The organism is Neptunicella sp. (genome assembly GCF_048268085.1).
GTDB lineage: Bacteria > Pseudomonadota > Gammaproteobacteria > Enterobacterales > Alteromonadaceae > Neptunicella.
Window position 1 is genome coordinate 12,869 of the sequence record NZ_JBLWWF010000015.1, and the last position, 16,722, is coordinate 29,590.

The 16,722-nt window shown below is 43.8% G+C and carries 16 protein-coding genes; 1 reads left to right on the forward strand and 15 read right to left on the reverse strand.

Annotated elements, in window-relative coordinates; genetic code table 11:
* Positions 1–3: 3 nt before the first annotated feature.
* From ACTD55_RS12685 to ftsB, 15 genes are all read right to left on the reverse strand, one after another.
* Complete coding sequence (locus ACTD55_RS12685; RefSeq protein WP_438864707.1) at positions 4–714, reverse strand: DUF6445 family protein; 711 nt, start codon at positions 712–714, stop codon at positions 4–6.
* Between the two features lie 21 nt (positions 715–735).
* Positions 736–2,226, reverse strand: a complete 1,491-nt coding sequence (locus ACTD55_RS12690) for a tryptophan halogenase family protein (RefSeq protein WP_438864708.1) — start codon at positions 2,224–2,226, stop codon at positions 736–738.
* A gap of 39 nt (positions 2,227–2,265) precedes the next feature.
* Complete coding sequence (locus tag ACTD55_RS12695; protein ID WP_438864709.1) at positions 2,266–3,282, reverse strand: cupin-like domain-containing protein; 1,017 nt, start codon at positions 3,280–3,282, stop codon at positions 2,266–2,268.
* A gap of 15 nt (positions 3,283–3,297) precedes the next feature.
* Positions 3,298–4,026 (reverse strand): SapC family protein, encoded by a 729-nt coding sequence (locus tag ACTD55_RS12700; protein WP_438864710.1) that lies wholly within the window; start codon positions 4,024–4,026, stop codon positions 3,298–3,300.
* 40 nt (positions 4,027–4,066) lie between these two features.
* The gene (locus ACTD55_RS12705) at positions 4,067–5,626 is read right to left on the reverse strand and encodes a tryptophan halogenase family protein (protein WP_438864711.1); all 1,560 of its coding nucleotides are present in this window, start codon (positions 5,624–5,626) and stop codon (positions 4,067–4,069) included.
* A 143-nt stretch (positions 5,627–5,769) separates the two neighbouring features.
* Positions 5,770–8,775, reverse strand: a complete 3,006-nt coding sequence (locus ACTD55_RS12710; protein ID WP_438864712.1) for a TonB-dependent receptor — start codon at positions 8,773–8,775, stop codon at positions 5,770–5,772.
* 425 nt (positions 8,776–9,200) lie between these two features.
* The gene (gene rpoS / locus ACTD55_RS12715; protein WP_438864713.1) at positions 9,201–10,181 is read right to left on the reverse strand and encodes an RNA polymerase sigma factor RpoS; all 981 of its coding nucleotides are present in this window, start codon (positions 10,179–10,181) and stop codon (positions 9,201–9,203) included.
* A 75-nt stretch (positions 10,182–10,256) separates the two neighbouring features.
* On the reverse strand, positions 10,257–11,057 hold the full coding sequence (locus tag ACTD55_RS12720; RefSeq protein WP_438864714.1) for a peptidoglycan DD-metalloendopeptidase family protein: 801 nt from the start codon (positions 11,055–11,057) through the stop codon (positions 10,257–10,259).
* A 53-nt stretch (positions 11,058–11,110) separates the two neighbouring features.
* Positions 11,111–11,689, reverse strand: a complete 579-nt coding sequence (locus tag ACTD55_RS12725; protein ID WP_438864715.1) for a YqaA family protein — start codon at positions 11,687–11,689, stop codon at positions 11,111–11,113.
* A complete protein-coding gene (locus ACTD55_RS12730; RefSeq protein ID WP_438864716.1) occupies positions 11,686–12,336 on the reverse strand; it encodes a protein-L-isoaspartate(D-aspartate) O-methyltransferase in 651 nt (216 codons plus the stop codon). The genes ACTD55_RS12725 and ACTD55_RS12730 overlap by 4 nt, the downstream gene beginning before the upstream one ends.
* Positions 12,337–12,349: 13 nt before the next feature.
* Complete coding sequence (gene surE / locus ACTD55_RS12735; RefSeq protein WP_438864717.1) at positions 12,350–13,096, reverse strand: 5'/3'-nucleotidase SurE; 747 nt, start codon at positions 13,094–13,096, stop codon at positions 12,350–12,352.
* Complete coding sequence (gene truD / locus ACTD55_RS12740) at positions 13,093–14,169, reverse strand: tRNA pseudouridine(13) synthase TruD (RefSeq protein ID WP_438864718.1); 1,077 nt, start codon at positions 14,167–14,169, stop codon at positions 13,093–13,095. The genes surE and truD overlap by 4 nt, the downstream gene beginning before the upstream one ends.
* Positions 14,166–14,639 (reverse strand): 2-C-methyl-D-erythritol 2,4-cyclodiphosphate synthase, encoded by a 474-nt coding sequence (gene ispF, locus ACTD55_RS12745; RefSeq protein WP_438864800.1) that lies wholly within the window; start codon positions 14,637–14,639, stop codon positions 14,166–14,168. Before ispF ends, truD begins: the two co-directional genes overlap by 4 nt.
* A 2-nt stretch (positions 14,640–14,641) precedes the next feature.
* The gene (gene ispD, locus ACTD55_RS12750) at positions 14,642–15,331 is read right to left on the reverse strand and encodes a 2-C-methyl-D-erythritol 4-phosphate cytidylyltransferase (RefSeq protein ID WP_438864719.1); all 690 of its coding nucleotides are present in this window, start codon (positions 15,329–15,331) and stop codon (positions 14,642–14,644) included.
* A 1-nt stretch (position 15,332) separates the two neighbouring features.
* Complete coding sequence (ftsB, locus tag ACTD55_RS12755) at positions 15,333–15,617, reverse strand: cell division protein FtsB (RefSeq protein ID WP_438864720.1); 285 nt, start codon at positions 15,615–15,617, stop codon at positions 15,333–15,335.
* A gap of 245 nt (positions 15,618–15,862) precedes the next feature.
* Between ftsB and ACTD55_RS12760 the strand changes: the two genes are divergently transcribed.
* Positions 15,863–16,693 (forward strand): substrate-binding periplasmic protein, encoded by an 831-nt coding sequence (locus ACTD55_RS12760; RefSeq protein ID WP_438864721.1) that lies wholly within the window; start codon positions 15,863–15,865, stop codon positions 16,691–16,693.
* The last annotated feature ends 29 nt before the right edge of the window (positions 16,694–16,722 follow it).

The window sequence follows — 16,722 nt, forward strand, 5'->3', positions numbered from 1 at the left end:
TTATTATTGAAAATCGACAAAAATATTAGCGGTTAGGCGACCTGTTACAGGCGAAGCATCAATATCCTTATCTAATTCAACTAGTCCGGTATGGAGCAGATAGCCAGGGTAAATGGCTAACCGGTTCGGCTTATATTCAATCTGGCTGTATAACTCGTAATGGTCATTACTTTGGGTGCAATATTCCATCGGTGGTTCGCCATGCTGTTGAATAAATTGTTGAGCTGATTTGACGTACTTGGCTTTCGTCGCAGGGGTAACGCATTCTGTGCCGCTTGGACGATGCCGAAAAAAGCCGGTATTGCCATGAGGCCTTTCATTTAAATAATGGATCACCGCAAAATAATATGGCTGTATGCTGTCAAAATGGGGCATACGTTGCACCAATTCTAACTCGTTAGGTTGATGTGTGATCAGTGAATAATAGGTCGCTTGGGGTTTAAGGTTTAAGTGCTGCGGAACCTGATATAACTGACACATTTGCAGATAAACACTTTGCAGCACCTTGATAACATAAGCACGGGGCAGGGAAGCGCGGTTACCCGGATAATAGGTACTTGCCTGATCAAACTGGGCAAATTCACACGCATGGCCAATAACCGGACGGGTATCGACTAAAAAGTCATCAATTAGCATAATTGGGGTTTGTTGATGACCAATTCGCTTAACCTGAATTTTTAATTGCGGATTAATGATACAGTTATCCGTTGACATCACAGTACTTCCGATTCTTTATTATTGCTCGCCTGCAGGGCAGTAGTGACGGATAAAATCAAGATGATCTGGCCATTTGCCGACTTTGCGTTTTACACCGTCTTTAACCGTTTTGAGAAATGATTGCAGTTCCTCGTCACTCATTAAATCAACAATCGGATGATATTGCTCCGGCATTAGCCCCTGTCCCAGCATGACTTGTACCCACGAAGTTTCACCAAATAGCTCATTGGGTTGTTTGAGTGCCTTGGCGCTTTGTCTGAACAACTCCATGCGGTGTTTTAAACTTTCCGGAATGGGGATAGAGCGGCAGTAGCGCCAAAACGGGCTGTCGGTTCTGTCGGTTAAATAATAATGCAGGATCACAAAGTCTTTAATATTATCAATCTCGGTCTGGGTCTGCTGATTGAATTCATCCACTTGAGCAGAATTGATACCATTGGACGGAAACATCAGCATTAGGCGTACAATTGACTGTTGAATAAGATGGATACTGGTGGATTCCAGTGGCTCAATAAAGCCGGATGATAGGCCAATGGCCACACAGTTTTTATTCCAGTGTTTACGTCGTACTCCGGTGCGAAACTTGATGACTCGCGGCTCGTTGAGCAACTCACCCTCGATGTTGTTAAGGAGCAATTGTTTGGCATCATCATCAGACAGATAACGACTACAAAATACTAAGCCATTTCCCGTCCTGTTTTGTAACGGAATACGCCATTGCCAACCTGAATCATGGGCGATAGAGCGTGTATAGGGGACGGGTTTGTTGATGGTGGTGGTTTGCACGGCAATGGCGCTATCACAGGGTAATAAATGGCTCCAATCTTCGTAGCCGGTATGTAATGCCTGTTCAATTAATAATCCTTTAAATCCGGTGCAATCGATAAACAAGTCGCCGTCGATTTGTTGGCCTGATGCCAGGGTTAATGACTGAATATGGCCGTTGTCTTCACGCAGGTTAACTTGCTGTATTTTGCCTTCAACGCGCTGGCAACCGTGTTTCTCGGCTAACTCGCGCAGGAATTTGGCATACAATCCGGCATCAAGGTGAAAGGCATAATTTTTATCTTGATTAGCCAAAACGGCAAAGCGCCCTTCGCGACAAGCCAGATGCTCCGGTATATAGTCACCCAGTTCCGAGACCAGATTTTGTTTCAGTCCCCTGAGCCAGAAATGCTGAAAACCGGCAGCCCAGCAATCCTGACCAAGAAAGCCGAAAGAGTGAATGTAGTCTTGCTCCACGTCTTTCCAATTTTCAAAGGCAATACCTAACTTGAATGTGGCATTGGTTGCGGCCATAAATTCCGCTTCGTTGATGCCGAGTAATTTATGAAATACCAGCAAGGTGGGGATAGTCGCTTCACCCACACCTACGGTAGGGATATCATCTGATTCAATCAGCGTGATATTCAGATTTTTACCTAATAACTTGCTTAGTGCTGCCGCGCACATCCAGCCTGCGGTGCCGCCACCTGCGATGATGACATTGTTAATTTTAGCGTTGTTCATTCGGGATTCTTCCTCAAAAAATGGTCCGAAGTCAGCCGGTTACACTTTTAATTTATTTAGCAATTCTGCGCGTAATTTTCGGGCTGAAACAGGATCTAATGGCTGGCTTAGCATGCCTTTGACCGCATCCGGGATATGGTCCATATCGCCTGGCTGATGTTCAAAAATATAATAATCAAACAAGGCCTTCCATGCTTTGCGTTGTGCTGGGGGTAAGTTACGTAGACTCAATATCGCCAATTTAAGAGCATTTTCGGGGCGGCCCATATAAGCAGGACTGTCACGCCACCAATGAGTCACCAGTACGTTAAATGGTGTGAGTGCCTCTACATGATGCCACCACATCCCAGGTAAATATAACGCATCACCGGGTTCAAGATCGGCCACTAAGGCCGCCTCCATGGCCTGTTTAAATTTAGGAAACTTGTCCAGATCGGGATTGGCAAAATCCACCAGACTAATATCCTGGCCGCCGGGTGATAACTCCATTGGACCCACATATAAGTTACTTACCTGTTCGGGGGGGAACAAGGTGTAGCGTCGCCGTCCGACGGCACAACAAGCCAAATTATTGGGAAAATCATAATGGGCTGCGATGCGGCTGCGATTGCCAATCCAGATATTGGTTAGTGGTTGTAAGTGTTCCAGGCCAACCGGATTTTGTTCAGCGAAACCGGGTAACCAGTTATTTACTGCTGCTGATGCCACATAAATAGTTGGGGGCTTTGGATCATGCTGATGATCAAATATACGTTGCAGGATCTGGTTTAGATCAGCTTTGACGCCATTGCAGTTAAAACCTGTCATGTCATCGTTATAAAATACTCGCCCCTCAACATCAGGTTCACCATAGGCGGTAAATACCAGAGTTCCGTTGTACAAACTACGTAAATACTCTGCGGCTTTGTCGGACGAATTCAAACCAGCCTGAACGATTGGCCAATGCTTAACAAACCCTTTTAGTACAACCGGATCATCCGATGACAACAGATCATCGGGAAACTGCCCTGGAGAGCAGTCGTCACGTTGTGCTACTTTTGCAGATACTGACAACATAATGGCGGAACGTCTCTATTGATCCAGCAACGCATTCTTGCGGTTCATCAAATTACGCACGTTAGCCTGTGAGGCAATTGCCATATAAATCGCCTGTAAATAGCCCTGACGGTGTAATTCTTCAAGCGCTTGGCCACTGAGCTCGTTGAGTTTGTCTTCATTGATAGTGTAGAACCCCAGCATTTGATATTGAGAGCCATCATTTAGGGTGACATCCAGTGTAAAGGATTCCAGTAGTTCCAGTTCAATTAACTGATTGATAAATTTTTCACTATCCAGCATGCCATGATGAATGACTTCTAACATATCTGCCATCATATCCAGATAAGGGGAGTTACCACCGTGATCTAGAAATAAGGCTTCGCCAGAGTCATGGTTAACCCGCGGATTGTCCATATCAATATGTAACATGCGTTGTTTTTTCTCTTCACCTTCTTCTTGTACGGTATGGATGCCGATAGAAAAAGGTTGTCGGGCGATAGTCAGCGGAATATAAGCGGCGTCCCATTGATTGTTTTTCAAAAAAAGATTTTCATCATTTTCAAAACCAAACAGTGCGATTGCGTGGAATTTGCCGGTATTGGCATCTTTTTGAAAAAACACCGGATAGTATGCCTGAAGGCTTCTGAACTCGGAGGGAAAAGTCAGACTGTACCAGACGTTGTCACCATAGGTTGCCGAACGTTCTGTGATTACCTTTACGTTCTGATGATCAACACTGTTTACTAATACATGTTTTGGCATAAATTGTCCTGAATAATATCTTGAGTGCGATGGCACGTAGTTAAATTTTGGGCAGACCCAATTGCTTTATTTTATTCAGCAATTCCCGATTAGAGGGCAGGGCTGCTAATAATTGTTTGCTTTGTTGCATATTTTGATTAAATAATTTTTCTGCCTGATTAAGCTTGTCGATTCGTTTTTTTCTTAGAGGATGGTCAGGCATATATCCCATTCCATACAAAACATATTGATAACTTGCCGCGGGAAACAACGCGTCTGTATGGGTTATATCATATTTACTGGGCAAATTACTTTGCCACAAGTTAAGCAGCTCGTTCAATGAATCTGGGTTAGTGGATTTGTCACGATGATCATGCCAGTAATCGGAATCACTGCGTTGACTCAAGGTATAATGTAACTTTAGAAACTCGATAATTTGTTGCCAGCGACCGGTGAATTTTTCATTAAAACGTTTGGCCACGCTATCCATTGCCGGGCGAGACTGGGGTAATTGTTCACATATCATTTGTGCTGATAGTTCTACCATTACCAGCGCGGAGGCTTCCAACGGTTCTATAAACCCCGCCGCCATGCCGACTGCGACACAGTTTCTATGCCAAAATTTTTGCCGGTATCCGGGCTGAATGGCTATTTTTCTGATTTCTGCCGATGAGGCTGCTTTGTCTCCCATCGCGGGTTGAATGTATTGGCGCAATTGCTGCTCAGCATCTTCGATGCGAGTATGTGCGCTGGAAAAGGTGTAGCCGACACCCCGTCGTGATGACAGCCCAATATCCCAAATCCAACCACTACTTTGCGCGGTAGACAGAGTATGGGAGGCAATTGGATCTTGCGGTTGTTGATAGGGTACGTGCACGGCGAGTGCGGTATCGTTAAATAAAAATTGTTTTTGACTAATAAACGGAATATCAAAATGCTGACCAATTAACAGGGCATTAAATCCACTGCAGTCAATAAATAAGTCACCTTCGACTTCACCTTGCTCGCGGGTTGTTACTGAGCGTATATCGCCATCTTCGTCTTGATTAACCTTGTCAATGTGGCCAATTAGATGTTTGACACCCAGTGTGTTAACGCAATGCTGTCTGAGTAATTCTGTGAATTTCCCCGCATCCAGATGGTAACCATAATTGGCGACATAGGCATATTCAGCGGTTGAAATTTGCTTGGGTGCCAGATTGTGGCGGGATAAATGCCCTTGTGGTGTTACAGCATCAGCCCAGCTGATTTGTTGACTGTGTGGCAACCAGTACGGAGCCAGATCAAACTGCTCTATACCTACCGGGAAAGTAAAAGGGTGAAAATAAGCATGATTATCTACGATCTTCCAATTGCTAAATCTGGAACCCTGTTTAAAGCTGGCATCACACTGTCTGATAAAGTCGGTTTCGCTTAATCCTATTTTTTCTAATGTTGCCCGCATAGAGGGCCAAGTGCCTTCGCCTACTCCAATAGGCGATACCGTTGATGATTCTATCAAGCTGATCGCAATACTGTTATCACCATGATTGGTTTTATATTCAGCAGCCAGAATGGCGGCAGTTAACCAGCCGGCTGAACCACCGCCAACGACGATTATCTGCTGTATTCTATTGTTCATGCTGACCTTAATTAATTGGTGAATATAACTGATGTTTAGCGCTTTCTAATATATAGGATTTACTACAACATTAAAAAGGCCGCATAAATTAATCAATAATTTAGCGGCCTTGATTACAACACGACTAACTGCTTTTAAGGCAATTAGAAAGCGTAGCGAACTCCAAGGTTGTAACGTGCACCCTGTTGGGTCACATTCAATACTTGTAATTCAGTACGTCCACTTTCGCGTTTGTATTCATCAGTTATATTAATACCGTTAAGGAACAGTGTTAGTCCTTCAACTTGTGGTAATTCATAACTGATGGTTAAGTCCAATTGATCGTAGGCTTCAACATAACGAGGTGATGGACCCACATCGCCTTGGTAGCCTGATACCAGGAACTTATCACGCCAGTTGTAGGCTAAACGAACAGACAAGCCTTCTTTCTCGTAGAAACCAACCACGTTAGCGGTATCACTGATACCAAATTCGGCAACTTGCGGTTCACCAATTAGGAAGTTGTTGTATTCATGATCAGAGTCAACTTTGGTGTAGTTGACAATGCCACCAAAGCCACTTTCGCCGAATAAGTGCTGAACCGCGAATTCCAATCCATCGAAGCCTTTTTCTTCAGATGAGTTAGATGGTGTACTGATCTTAAATGTAGCTAATCCATCAGTCTCTGGGTTGGCAAGAATGATGATATTACCACCGTCGTCTTTAAATACATGTTCAGGGTCGACATCATGGAAGTTGTTGTAGATCCAGTCTCGCTGATTACCACCATCTGCTCCGACTGCTTCCATAGCTGCTTGACGATATGGGCCATTATCAGGGGTGTAAATACCAAAATCAGATTCAACATCGACTGATGAAATATCATTGGTGACGTCTTTTTTGAAGTAGCCTAATGATACATAGCTACCTTCGTCGTAATACCACTCGGCAGATAAATCATAGTTATCGGATTCAAGTGGTAATAAACCAGGCGTACCTGTTGCTCCAGAATAGGTATTAATACGACCTGCTTTTGTCAACAGAATACCACCAACCATTTGGTCATAGCCTGGACGGCCAATGGTTTTGCTATAGGCGGCACGTAAAATAACCCCGTCAATCACTTCAATATTAAAGTTAAAGCTAGGTAAGGTATGGTTGTAGTTACCTTTTTTGGTTTCGAAGCTGTGCTGTGCTGGATCATTGTCGCGCAAATAAACTTCGGAATCACCCTGCCATTGAGTTATGTTCTGATAAACAGGCACAGATGACGTTGCCACAACATCGGTATCTTCATAACGTACACCAACATGCACGTCATACGGCATATCACCGAATAGCCCTTCGTAGTTATATTGGAGATAGACAGAGGTCATCTCTTCTTCGATACGGCGGTCGGTCTGTGATGCATAGTCAGTTGATGGACAGAAGGAGTTACCACAATCACCAAGCGACTGTTTACTCAGTAACTGAGCGGCTTGATCACGTACGCCATGGAAGTCGAAGTCAAAGTAAGTGTCCATGATTTCGAAGTCATCCATGCCATAAATGCCCTGGAAGTCTTCAAAATTACCACCACTAACGTCGGTAAATTTATCCTGAATGCTAGCACGAGGGAAGAATTTTTCGTCAAACATCCCGGCTTCACCTTCACCACCCCAGTTACCCCGGTCGATGTTTTTGGTTTGACCATGATTTTCAGCCGTGGTCAATGTTAAGCCAAAATCAATACTGCCCGCTTCATCAAATACGTATTCACCGCGAAGTTGCGTTTGTTCAATATCCGCTTTGTTGCGATTGTTGACGAAAGTACTACCGGTAACCAACATATCTGAAGGTTTAATCTCGTTACCGCCACGTACTGCCAATATAGGTAATTGACCAGAAAAGTCCGTTGCCGCAGCTTGACGCACAAAGCCTGCCATGGCCAAGGTGTTACTTGAACCAAATTCATTGTTAGGTGAGTTTTCAGCAGATGAATTGTGATAATCCAGCTCCAGGTTCAGACTGTCATTAACTTGCCATTCTAAGTTTAAACCAAGTGATTTGGTTTCATCACGTACACCATAGTCACCAGCACCCATGGCAACATCCTGCAGACCTACGCCATTTTCAATGTAATCTTCTGAATACAATAAAGGTGAGGAGATAGGGCCATCTGTCCATACGTTTTTAGATGGTGAAAAGCCATACCATGCAGATACATCGTTAAACTGAGTATCGGTATCTTTGCGTACATAAGTGTAATCTAAGGTCGCCGTCAGATTATCCATTGGACGATACTGCAATACTAACTGGGCATTGGTTCTGGCGCGCTGCTGTTCTTCAAATTTATAAATTGTGGTTTGTGGTACAGAATAAATATCCCCTTCACCTGGACGGTTAGTTTGGAATTCATTCTTGGGTACGCCACCCCATTCTGCATTTGGACCACTCCAGTCCTGATCGGCCAAACCATCAAAGCTACGCCAGCCGGTACCTACGTTGGCTTGTTGATTACCGCTTTCACGCTCTGAGTAGCTGGCTGAAATTGCGACACCAAATTTGCCATCGTCAGAGGTGTTGGAATAAATACCGGATAATTCAGGCGTTGCACCACCTTCGTTGGTTGAGGTGTCATTTAATACCTGTGCACTAACTACGGTGTGCTGACCTGGGTTATTAAGTGGTTTTGCTGTCAGAATATTAATCGTTGCACCGATACCACCCGTTGGTACCTTGGCATTGGAGGTTTTATAGACTTCAACACCGCTAACACTTTCTGCCGCGATATTAGAAAAATCAAAAGAACGAGAGCCGGTTGTTGTTGGCATTTGGCGACCGTTCAAAGTCACCAGGTTACGTGCACCAGCGAAGCCCCGTACACTGACCTGACTACCTTCACCGTTGGCACGATCGATAGCAACACCAGTAATACGCTGTAATGACTCAGCTAAGTTAGTATCTGGAAACTTACCAATATCTTCTGCATTGATGGCATCGACGATACCACTTGATGAACGTTTAACGTCCATGGATTTAATCATACTGCCACGAATACCTGTGACATTAATGACTTCTACTGCTGGGTCGGTGTCTGTTTCTTGAGCTGAAACTGACAAAGGTGCAATTGTGGCTGCACCAATGATTAACGATATGCTGGTCGCTAATTGTGTTTTGTTGAATTTCATGTGTGTCCCCTAGTGTGTGTCTACGCAGCTGGTGTTTTTACTGCGTCCTTAGAAAGCGCTTACATTTTTAATAATGCACTGACGGATTTGAATATGTAAGCGCTTTCATTAAAGTTAAATGAATTGTTTTTAAACGTCAACAAAAAGTTAACAAATGATCAGGGGAGAATATAAATTGTAAATAATTAGGGCGTGTTGATCTTTGGTGTGTGTTTTTGCAGCAGTTTGTCGCGTATTTATACAAGGCAGAGCGAATGTGGTGTAGTTATTCTACATGAATGAGCGATAACGCCGTAGAAATGCGCGACAAACACTGCCCGGAGGGTTCAACCCAAAGATCAACACGCCCTAACATTGATTCATCTGAACCGGTAAGCATTGCTACCCGTGGCGATAGACAATACTTAACGATTTAGATGTTGTACTTATATTTCAGCGCTGAAAAGCGATTCCAGGTTAAGACCTTGATGGCCTAAAATATCTTTTAGTCGACGTAATGCTTCTACCTGAATCTGTCTGACTCGTTCGCGAGTTAAACCAATTTCGGCCCCAACATCTTCCAGTGTTGATGGTTCATAGCCTAAAAGGCCGAATCGTCTGGCTAATACTTCCCGTTGCTTGGGATTCAGTTCACTTAACCAGTCAATAATGCTGGCTCTAATATCATTATCTTGTAAATCGTCTTCTGGTCCCATGCCTTTTTCGTCGGCAATAATGTCTAACAAGGCTTTGTCATTATCGCTGCCCATCGGGGTGTCAACTGAGCTGATTCGTTCATTTAAACGCAACATTTTAGTTACATCTTCGACGGGGCGATCCAACGCAATGGCAATTTCTTCCGCAGTGGGCTCATGATCCAGTTTTTGCGCTAGTTCACGTGCTGTACGTAAATAGACATTAAGCTCTTTAACGACATGGATTGGCAAACGGATAGTACGAGTCTGATTCATAATCGCCCGTTCAATGGTTTGTCTTATCCACCAGGTTGCATAGGTTGAAAAACGAAAACCACGTTCGGGATCAAATTTTTCTACGGCTCGAATTAAACCAAGGTTTCCTTCTTCGATTAAATCCAGCAGGGCGAGGCCGCGATTGTTATAACGACGGGCTATTTTGACTACAAGTCGGAGGTTACTGACAATCATGCGTTTTCGGGATGGTTCGTGGCCTTTCAAGGCACGGCGAGAGAAGTAGACTTCTTCTTCGGCGGTGAGGAGTGGCGAAAAGCCGATTTCTCCTAGATATAATTGTGTGGCGTCCAGATTTTTAGCAAATACTTCCTGTGACGCTATTATATCTTTGCTTAAATCATCGCTATCGTCTTCCTCGACAATATCTAGCTCTAACGATTCATCATCAATTTCGTCTTTATCCAGGTCGACTATGACAGATTTATTTTGACCCATGATCATTTCTCCAAATTGTTGTAGGTGCTTACCTTAATCAGGCCTCCATTTTTCGTTTATTATTATTTATTGTTATTATGGTTTAGATAGAAATTTCAGGGGGTTAACAGACTTCCCCTTATATCTGACTTCAAAATGAAGTTTTACACGATCTGAATCACTTCTACCCATTAGCGCTATTTTTTGTCCGGCTTTAACCCATTGTTGCTCTTTAACTAAAATCTTGCTGTTATGAGCATAAGCGGTTAAATAAGCCTCGGTGTGTTTGATAATAATCAGTTTTCCGTATCCTCTTAATGCATCACCGCTATAGACCACTTTGCCATCTGCGGCGGCAAGAATCGGTGTGCCGGTATCATTTGCGATATCGATACCTTTATTACCTTGTTCTGAGGCGGAAAAACTGCCAATCAACTCACCTTCAGCAGGCCAGAGCCATTTACCTACTCGTGCAGCATACGCTGTATTTGTTGAGTTAGGTTGGTTGTTTTTTGTCCTGCTGGATTTACCATACGCCTGCTTTTTTGAGGGGTCAACTGATTGATTTGATTTTATTTTTGAAGTTTGCCCGGTACTTTTTACGGAGTTTTTACGCAGCGCTTTAACGGTCTGCTCTGGCGCGGCTTTGAGGTGTATTTTTTGGCCAGGATAAATATTGTAGGGTTTATCTAGATTGTTGATGCGGGCGAGATCCCGATAGTCAAAGCCATTAAACCAGGCAATTGAAAAAAGTGTATCTCCTTGCCTGACCAGGTAAGTATCAGGCTCTCCAATCGGGGCTTTATAATCATTAATTTCTACCCCTTTGGTGATGTTTGCGACAGGTGCAGGAACCGGTCGACTGCTGCAGGCCGCGATAGAAAAGATAATAAACAAAAAGCTGAACCGGATAATCAGTGTACCTCTAGCGACTTAAAGCAAATCTCAAGCTATCTAAAATAAAAATACAGGCCAATGATAATAACCACTACGGCCCAACCAATCGTTTCAATATGTTGACGTAAGCGATGTTCCATATCGGCACCGCCCCAGAACATAAGCGCTGCGACCAGAAAAAATCGCATACTGCGTCCTACTAAAGACGCTAATATAAATGGAATAATAGCGAGCTGTAAAAAACCGGCACTGATAGTAAATACCTTATAGGGTATGGGAGAAAAGCCAGCTAAAAATACCACCCAGACGCCATATCGGCTAAACCACTCAATCGCCGTATCGAGCCGTGCTTGATAACCTAATTCGATAATCCATGGCTGCAGCAGTCCTTCAAATGCATACATGCCCAAAAAATAACCCAAAATACCGCCCAACACGGAGCCAATACTGGCAATCAGGGCAAATCGCCAGGCTTTTTCCGGATTCGCCAACGCCATTGGCGCTAGCATTACATCCACCGGAATAGGAAAGATAACAGACTCGGCTACGCTCATTCCTCCTAAAAAATAAGGGGCGTTTTTATGTCTCGACCATTTCAGGGCCTTATCGTAGCAAAGCTGAAATATCTTCATATAATTGCCCCGGGAACCAGAGGTACAAATCGTACCGGCTCCACGATAACGGATTCAAATTCATCCCCATGACGGGTAACACAGTGAAGCTGTTGGGTTTGGTCGCCTACAGGAATAATCAAACGTCCACCTTCATTTAATTGTTGTAATAGTTGCTCTGGCATATGTGCTGCCGCAGCGGTGACAATGATGGCATCAAATGGGGCTTTACTTGACCAACCCTGCCAACCATCGCCATGCTTCATTGATATGTTATGCAGATCCAGCTGATTCATGCGACGTTTGGCCTGAAATTGCAGGGCTTTAATGCGTTCAACTGAGTAAACCCGTTCAAACAATTGAGCTAGTACAGCCGTTTGATAACCGGAACCGGTGCCTATTTCCAGTATGTTTGTAGGAATGCAGGGGGCCTGTAGCAATAGCTCAGTCATACGCGCAACGATATAAGGTTGCGAGATGGTTTGTCCTTGTCCAATTGGCAACGCAGTATTCTGATATGCTTTATGTTGCAGCGCATCGGGTAAAAAGCGTTCTCTGGGAATATTGGCAATAGCCTGTAAAACACTATTGTTAGTTATTCCTTCTGATCTGAGTAATTGCGCTAAGGCATCGCCACTTCTGGCACTTGTACGACGAGTGTTATTCATAAATTATTATTAGTTAAAGTTTGGTGATCCATTGTTTTAAATTTTCCATGCCTTGATAGGCGGTCATATCCACCGATAATGGAGTAACCGAACAGTATCCATTCGCAATAGCGTGGAAGTCTGTACCAGGGCCGGCATCTTGTTCTTGTCCTACTGGCCCATACCAATATATTTCTCGGCCAAAGGGGTCGGTATCCTTAATCATAGATTCTGCCCTATGTCGGCGTCCTTGACGAGTAACTTGTATTCCCTTTATTTCTGAATAAGGCATATCCGGTACATTAATATTTAAAATTTGGTCAGCGGGCAGGGGATGAATGATTAAATGCTGGATGATGTCCGCGACTACCTGAGCGGCGGTAGAAAAATGTTTTCCTTCCTTGCCTACCAATGAAACGGCGACTGCGGGTAAACCCATATAACGGCCCTCTGTTGCCGCGGCAACAGTACCGGAATAAATGACGTCATCGCCCAAATTTGCACCATGGTTAATTCCCGATACAACGAGTTGCGGGTCATCATCCAGAAAACTGTTTAACCCTAAATGAACGCAATCTGATGGGGTGCCATTGACTGCATAAAAACCGCTATCCATTTTGGTAATTCGTAACGGATTAGTGAGGGACAGGGCATTACTGGCGCCACTGCAGTTTCTGTCGGGAGCGATGACCGTTACCTCATTAAATTCCGATAAGGCGCGGTATAATGCGTGCAGTCCTTCAGCGTGCACACCATCATCATTGCTGAGTAAAATTTTCATCCCATTACCTGATTGTTGTTTGAATGCGGAAGACTTGTCGATTCTAGCTGAATCAGTTCTCTTATTATCGACGTCGCGAAACAACCTGAAGGTAAATCAAAGCTCAAGGTTAATGTGTTTCCATCAAGTTGATATTCAAGGTTGTTTGGTTTTAGGTTGATCGCCCGTCTTTCCTGTTCAAGTTTTAAGCTTTCCAAGGTGCGGGCAACCAGGTCAAATTGCGTGGCAATGGATTGTTCAAATTCTGCAACATGCCCTTCACTGGCCAGTTTACCCATGCCCCACAGGGGTGCCGATAATTGTATATCACCGCTTTGCAAGCGTTGCTGAATTTGTTCATCAACCTGTTCAGCAACAAAAAAACTGTTGGTACCAGCCAGTTTCATCACGTCACCGACTAACGGGCGAGCATATAAATTGTGCTGCAGACGTTGGCTGATGGTTTCATTAAATAACCAGCTGCGTAACGCGGAGATGCATATGGAACGCTTATTGCGATTGCGGATATTTTCTCCCTGAATCAGCTTTTGAGCCAAATGTAGATTACTATTTTGGTTACCAAAACGCTGTTCACCGTAATAATTGGGAACCCCTGCGAGTTTAATTAGAGAAAGGCGTTGAATGACTTGCTCAGGATGACTGAGTTGGCGAATAGTTAAGGTGAATTTATTGCCTTTTAATGCGCCGGTACGTAATTTTTTATTATGCCGAGTGGCACTGATGATCCTTGCACCCTCTAAGTCAAAGCTGTTCCAGTCCGGGTTGTGGTTACCGGGTAAGTGCACGGCAATATACTGTTCGGTTAACGCATATTTATCTTTGCGCCCAGCATAGCTGATTGCTCTGAGTGGCAAACCGGTAAAACGAGCCAACTGTTCGGCTACATAAGCGGTGTTTAGTTCGCGTTTTTGTAACCATAAATAAATATGTTCGCCTTCGCCAGTTAATGAATAGGCCGGAATTTCGGTTACTTGAAAATCTTCAGGAGTGGATTTGATGATACCGCTAGATTGTGGTTTATCGTGCTGATAAAGCCAATGATCGGTCGATAGTGTTAATGCCTGGCTATTCAAAATTTCTCCAGTAATGTAACGGCATGACAGGCGATCCCTTCTTTTCGGCCAGTGAAACCTAACTTTTCTGTGGTGGTGGCTTTGACATTTATTTGTTCAATATCGGCTTGTAAATCTTGTGCGATACGCTGACGCATTTGATCAATATGGGGCGCCATTTTCGGTGTTTGTGCCACGACCGTAACATCCAGATTACCTAACTTGAATCCTTTGGTTTGCACTAATGAATAGACATGACGTAGTAAATTGCGACTATCAGCTCCAGCGTAAGCGCTGTCAGTGTCGGGAAAATGATGACCTATATCTCCTAATGCGACAGCGCCGAGTAGGGCATCACAAACTGCGTGTAAAACGACGTCACCATCGGAGTGGGCAAGAAGTCCCATCTCATGTTCAATAGATACTCCCCCTAACATGATTGGGCCTTCGCCGCCAAATTTATGTACGTCAAAACCGTGGCCAATACGTATTGTCACTGATAAATCCTTTGAATGTTATCCAGATAAAACTCGGCTAATTGTAAATCATCTGGGTGGGTTACCTTTAAATTGGTCGCACTGCCCTCAACTAGTTTGACTTGGCCACCAAATGCTTCGATAGCAGAGGCTTCATCAGTAATATTTAGACCTTCGGCAAGCCCTTGTTGCAATGCCTCAAATAACTGATGATAGGGAAAAAATTGTGGTGTTAACGCATGCCATAAGTCAACGCGAGACTCGGTACGTAATACGTTTTTTTGTGCATCGCTGCGTTTCATCGTGTCGCGTACCGGTGAAGCCAATAGCCCACCAATAGAACCTTGTGCCAAAGAAAGTAATTTATCCAAATCATTGCGTTGCAAACAGGGGCGGGCAGCATCATGGACCAGCACCCATTGTGCATCGGTGATTGCTTTTAAGCCGGCCAACACTGAATCAGCTCGTTCTTTGCCGCCATCGACTCTGACTAACCAGTCTGCGCTGGCGATGGGTAAATCCTCGAAATAAGGATCGTGTTGATCAATCGCGACGATAATTTGGTTGATTTGCGGATGTTCAATTAAACGTTCGATACTGTGTTCAAGAATCGTTTTTCCGCCAATTTGCAAATACTGTTTAGGGCGGTCTGCTTGCATTCTTTTACCGACACCGGCAGCGGGAACCACCGCAGCATAATAGGGCATCTTAATAATTCTGCTCGCTGGGAAGTATGCGGTAAAAGGTTTCATCCTGCTTAATTAAGCCTAATTCGTTACGAGCCCTTTCTTCGATAGCTTCCAAGCCGATTTTCAGATCATGAATATCGGCTTTTAGCAGACTGTTACGTTGCTTCATATTGGCATTTTGCAAGATTTGTTGATCAACTTCCTGTTTCATCTGGCGATAATCAAGAATACTGTTTTTACCGAACCATAAACGATACTGCAAACTGCAGAGCAGTATTAATAAGATTGCGGTTAACCACTTCATCTCAATATGCCTCGTTACGATCCGATTTGATTTTATGATGAGGTTAATTATGCCGCTTGTGAGTTCAGAGGCAAATGATTCTTGAGGCATTCAGTGAACTTTGTTGATTTTTTACCAGGATTTATCAGATTTTAGCTTCGTCTAGTGCGTGTTGATGCTAAAATGAGCGGCCATTTCAATAAATGTCTTAATCGTGTAGGCAGACATTATTATCAGCAGGAGAGAGCTTGGTTTGAGTAGGTATTATGAGAAGTAGCATAATATTGGTATTTTGTTGGTTTATGCTTCCGGTTTATGCAGCTCCTCAAGCAATGCGGATTCTTGCTACTCCAGAAATGCCTTTTACTTTTATTAATGATGAACACCAAATTGATGGATTTGCGGTGGATTTGGCCAAGGGGATTCAAGGCAAGCTTAATACCGATTTTCCGGTGTTTAATTATCCTTGGGCCAGATTGGTTAAAACCTTAAGTAATGAAAAAAACGTCGTAGCATTGACGGTTGCCAGAACACCAGAACGTGAAAACCTGTTTCACTGGATCACGCCCATCGCTCGGGGGATCCATGGATTGTATGCATTAAAACAACAGCATATTCGCCTAGACGATATTGAATCGGTTGGCAATATTGGTTCCATAGGTGTGTTAAGAGGCGATGCCCGTGAAACTGTGCTGCGTGAGGCCGGGGCAACTGAGATTATGCTTTACAATACTTGGCAGCAGGTTGTCGGGGCGTTACTTAAAGGTCGGGTAAATGCTATTTTCTTTTCTTCATCGGGGATTAATTATTTATGCCCGGAAAATAAACCGGGATGTGATCAAATTGAAAATGTGTTTATCTATAAAGTGGTGACGACTTATATTGCCATGTCAAAAAGTGGTACTGATCCACAAACTGTGGCCGATTGGCATAACGCCGCAGAAGCGTTTAAACATGACAAAGCCTTTGTTCGGTTAACCCAACGATGGATTAAATATTATAAAGATACCTTCAATATGGATATTTATCTGGATAATGGCGCAGTGAATGTGTGGAAAGATCCCAATCTTACCCTAACCTCTGAGGCTATTCCTTGACTTTTGACAGGCACAAAAAAAGCGTCCGG

What these genes read in the sequence shown, in the direction of transcription:
- ACTD55_RS12685 (WP_438864707.1), bottom strand. Translation starts at nt 714, where the DNA reads ATGTCAACGGATAACTGTATCATTAATCCGCAATTAAAAATTCAGGTT.
- ACTD55_RS12690 (WP_438864708.1), bottom strand. Translation starts at nt 2,226, where the DNA reads ATGAACAACGCTAAAATTAACAATGTCATCATCGCAGGTGGCGGCACC.
- ACTD55_RS12695 (WP_438864709.1), bottom strand. Translation starts at nt 3,282, where the DNA reads ATGTTGTCAGTATCTGCAAAAGTAGCACAACGTGACGACTGCTCTCCA.
- ACTD55_RS12700 (WP_438864710.1), bottom strand. Translation starts at nt 4,026, where the DNA reads ATGCCAAAACATGTATTAGTAAACAGTGTTGATCATCAGAACGTAAAG.
- ACTD55_RS12705 (WP_438864711.1), bottom strand. Translation starts at nt 5,626, where the DNA reads ATGAACAATAGAATACAGCAGATAATCGTCGTTGGCGGTGGTTCAGCC.
- ACTD55_RS12710 (WP_438864712.1), bottom strand. Translation starts at nt 8,775, where the DNA reads ATGAAATTCAACAAAACACAATTAGCGACCAGCATATCGTTAATCATT.
- rpoS (WP_438864713.1), bottom strand. Translation starts at nt 10,181, where the DNA reads ATGGGTCAAAATAAATCTGTCATAGTCGACCTGGATAAAGACGAAATT.
- ACTD55_RS12725 (WP_438864715.1), bottom strand. Translation starts at nt 11,689, where the DNA reads ATGAAGATATTTCAGCTTTGCTACGATAAGGCCCTGAAATGGTCGAGA.
- ACTD55_RS12730 (WP_438864716.1), bottom strand. Translation starts at nt 12,336, where the DNA reads ATGAATAACACTCGTCGTACAAGTGCCAGAAGTGGCGATGCCTTAGCG.
- surE (WP_438864717.1), bottom strand. Translation starts at nt 13,096, where the DNA reads ATGAAAATTTTACTCAGCAATGATGATGGTGTGCACGCTGAAGGACTG.
- ispD (WP_438864719.1), bottom strand. Translation starts at nt 15,331, where the DNA reads ATGCCCTATTATGCTGCGGTGGTTCCCGCTGCCGGTGTCGGTAAAAGA.
- ftsB (WP_438864720.1), bottom strand. Translation starts at nt 15,617, where the DNA reads ATGAAGTGGTTAACCGCAATCTTATTAATACTGCTCTGCAGTTTGCAG.
- ACTD55_RS12760 (WP_438864721.1), top strand. Translation starts at nt 15,863, where the DNA reads ATGAGAAGTAGCATAATATTGGTATTTTGTTGGTTTATGCTTCCGGTT.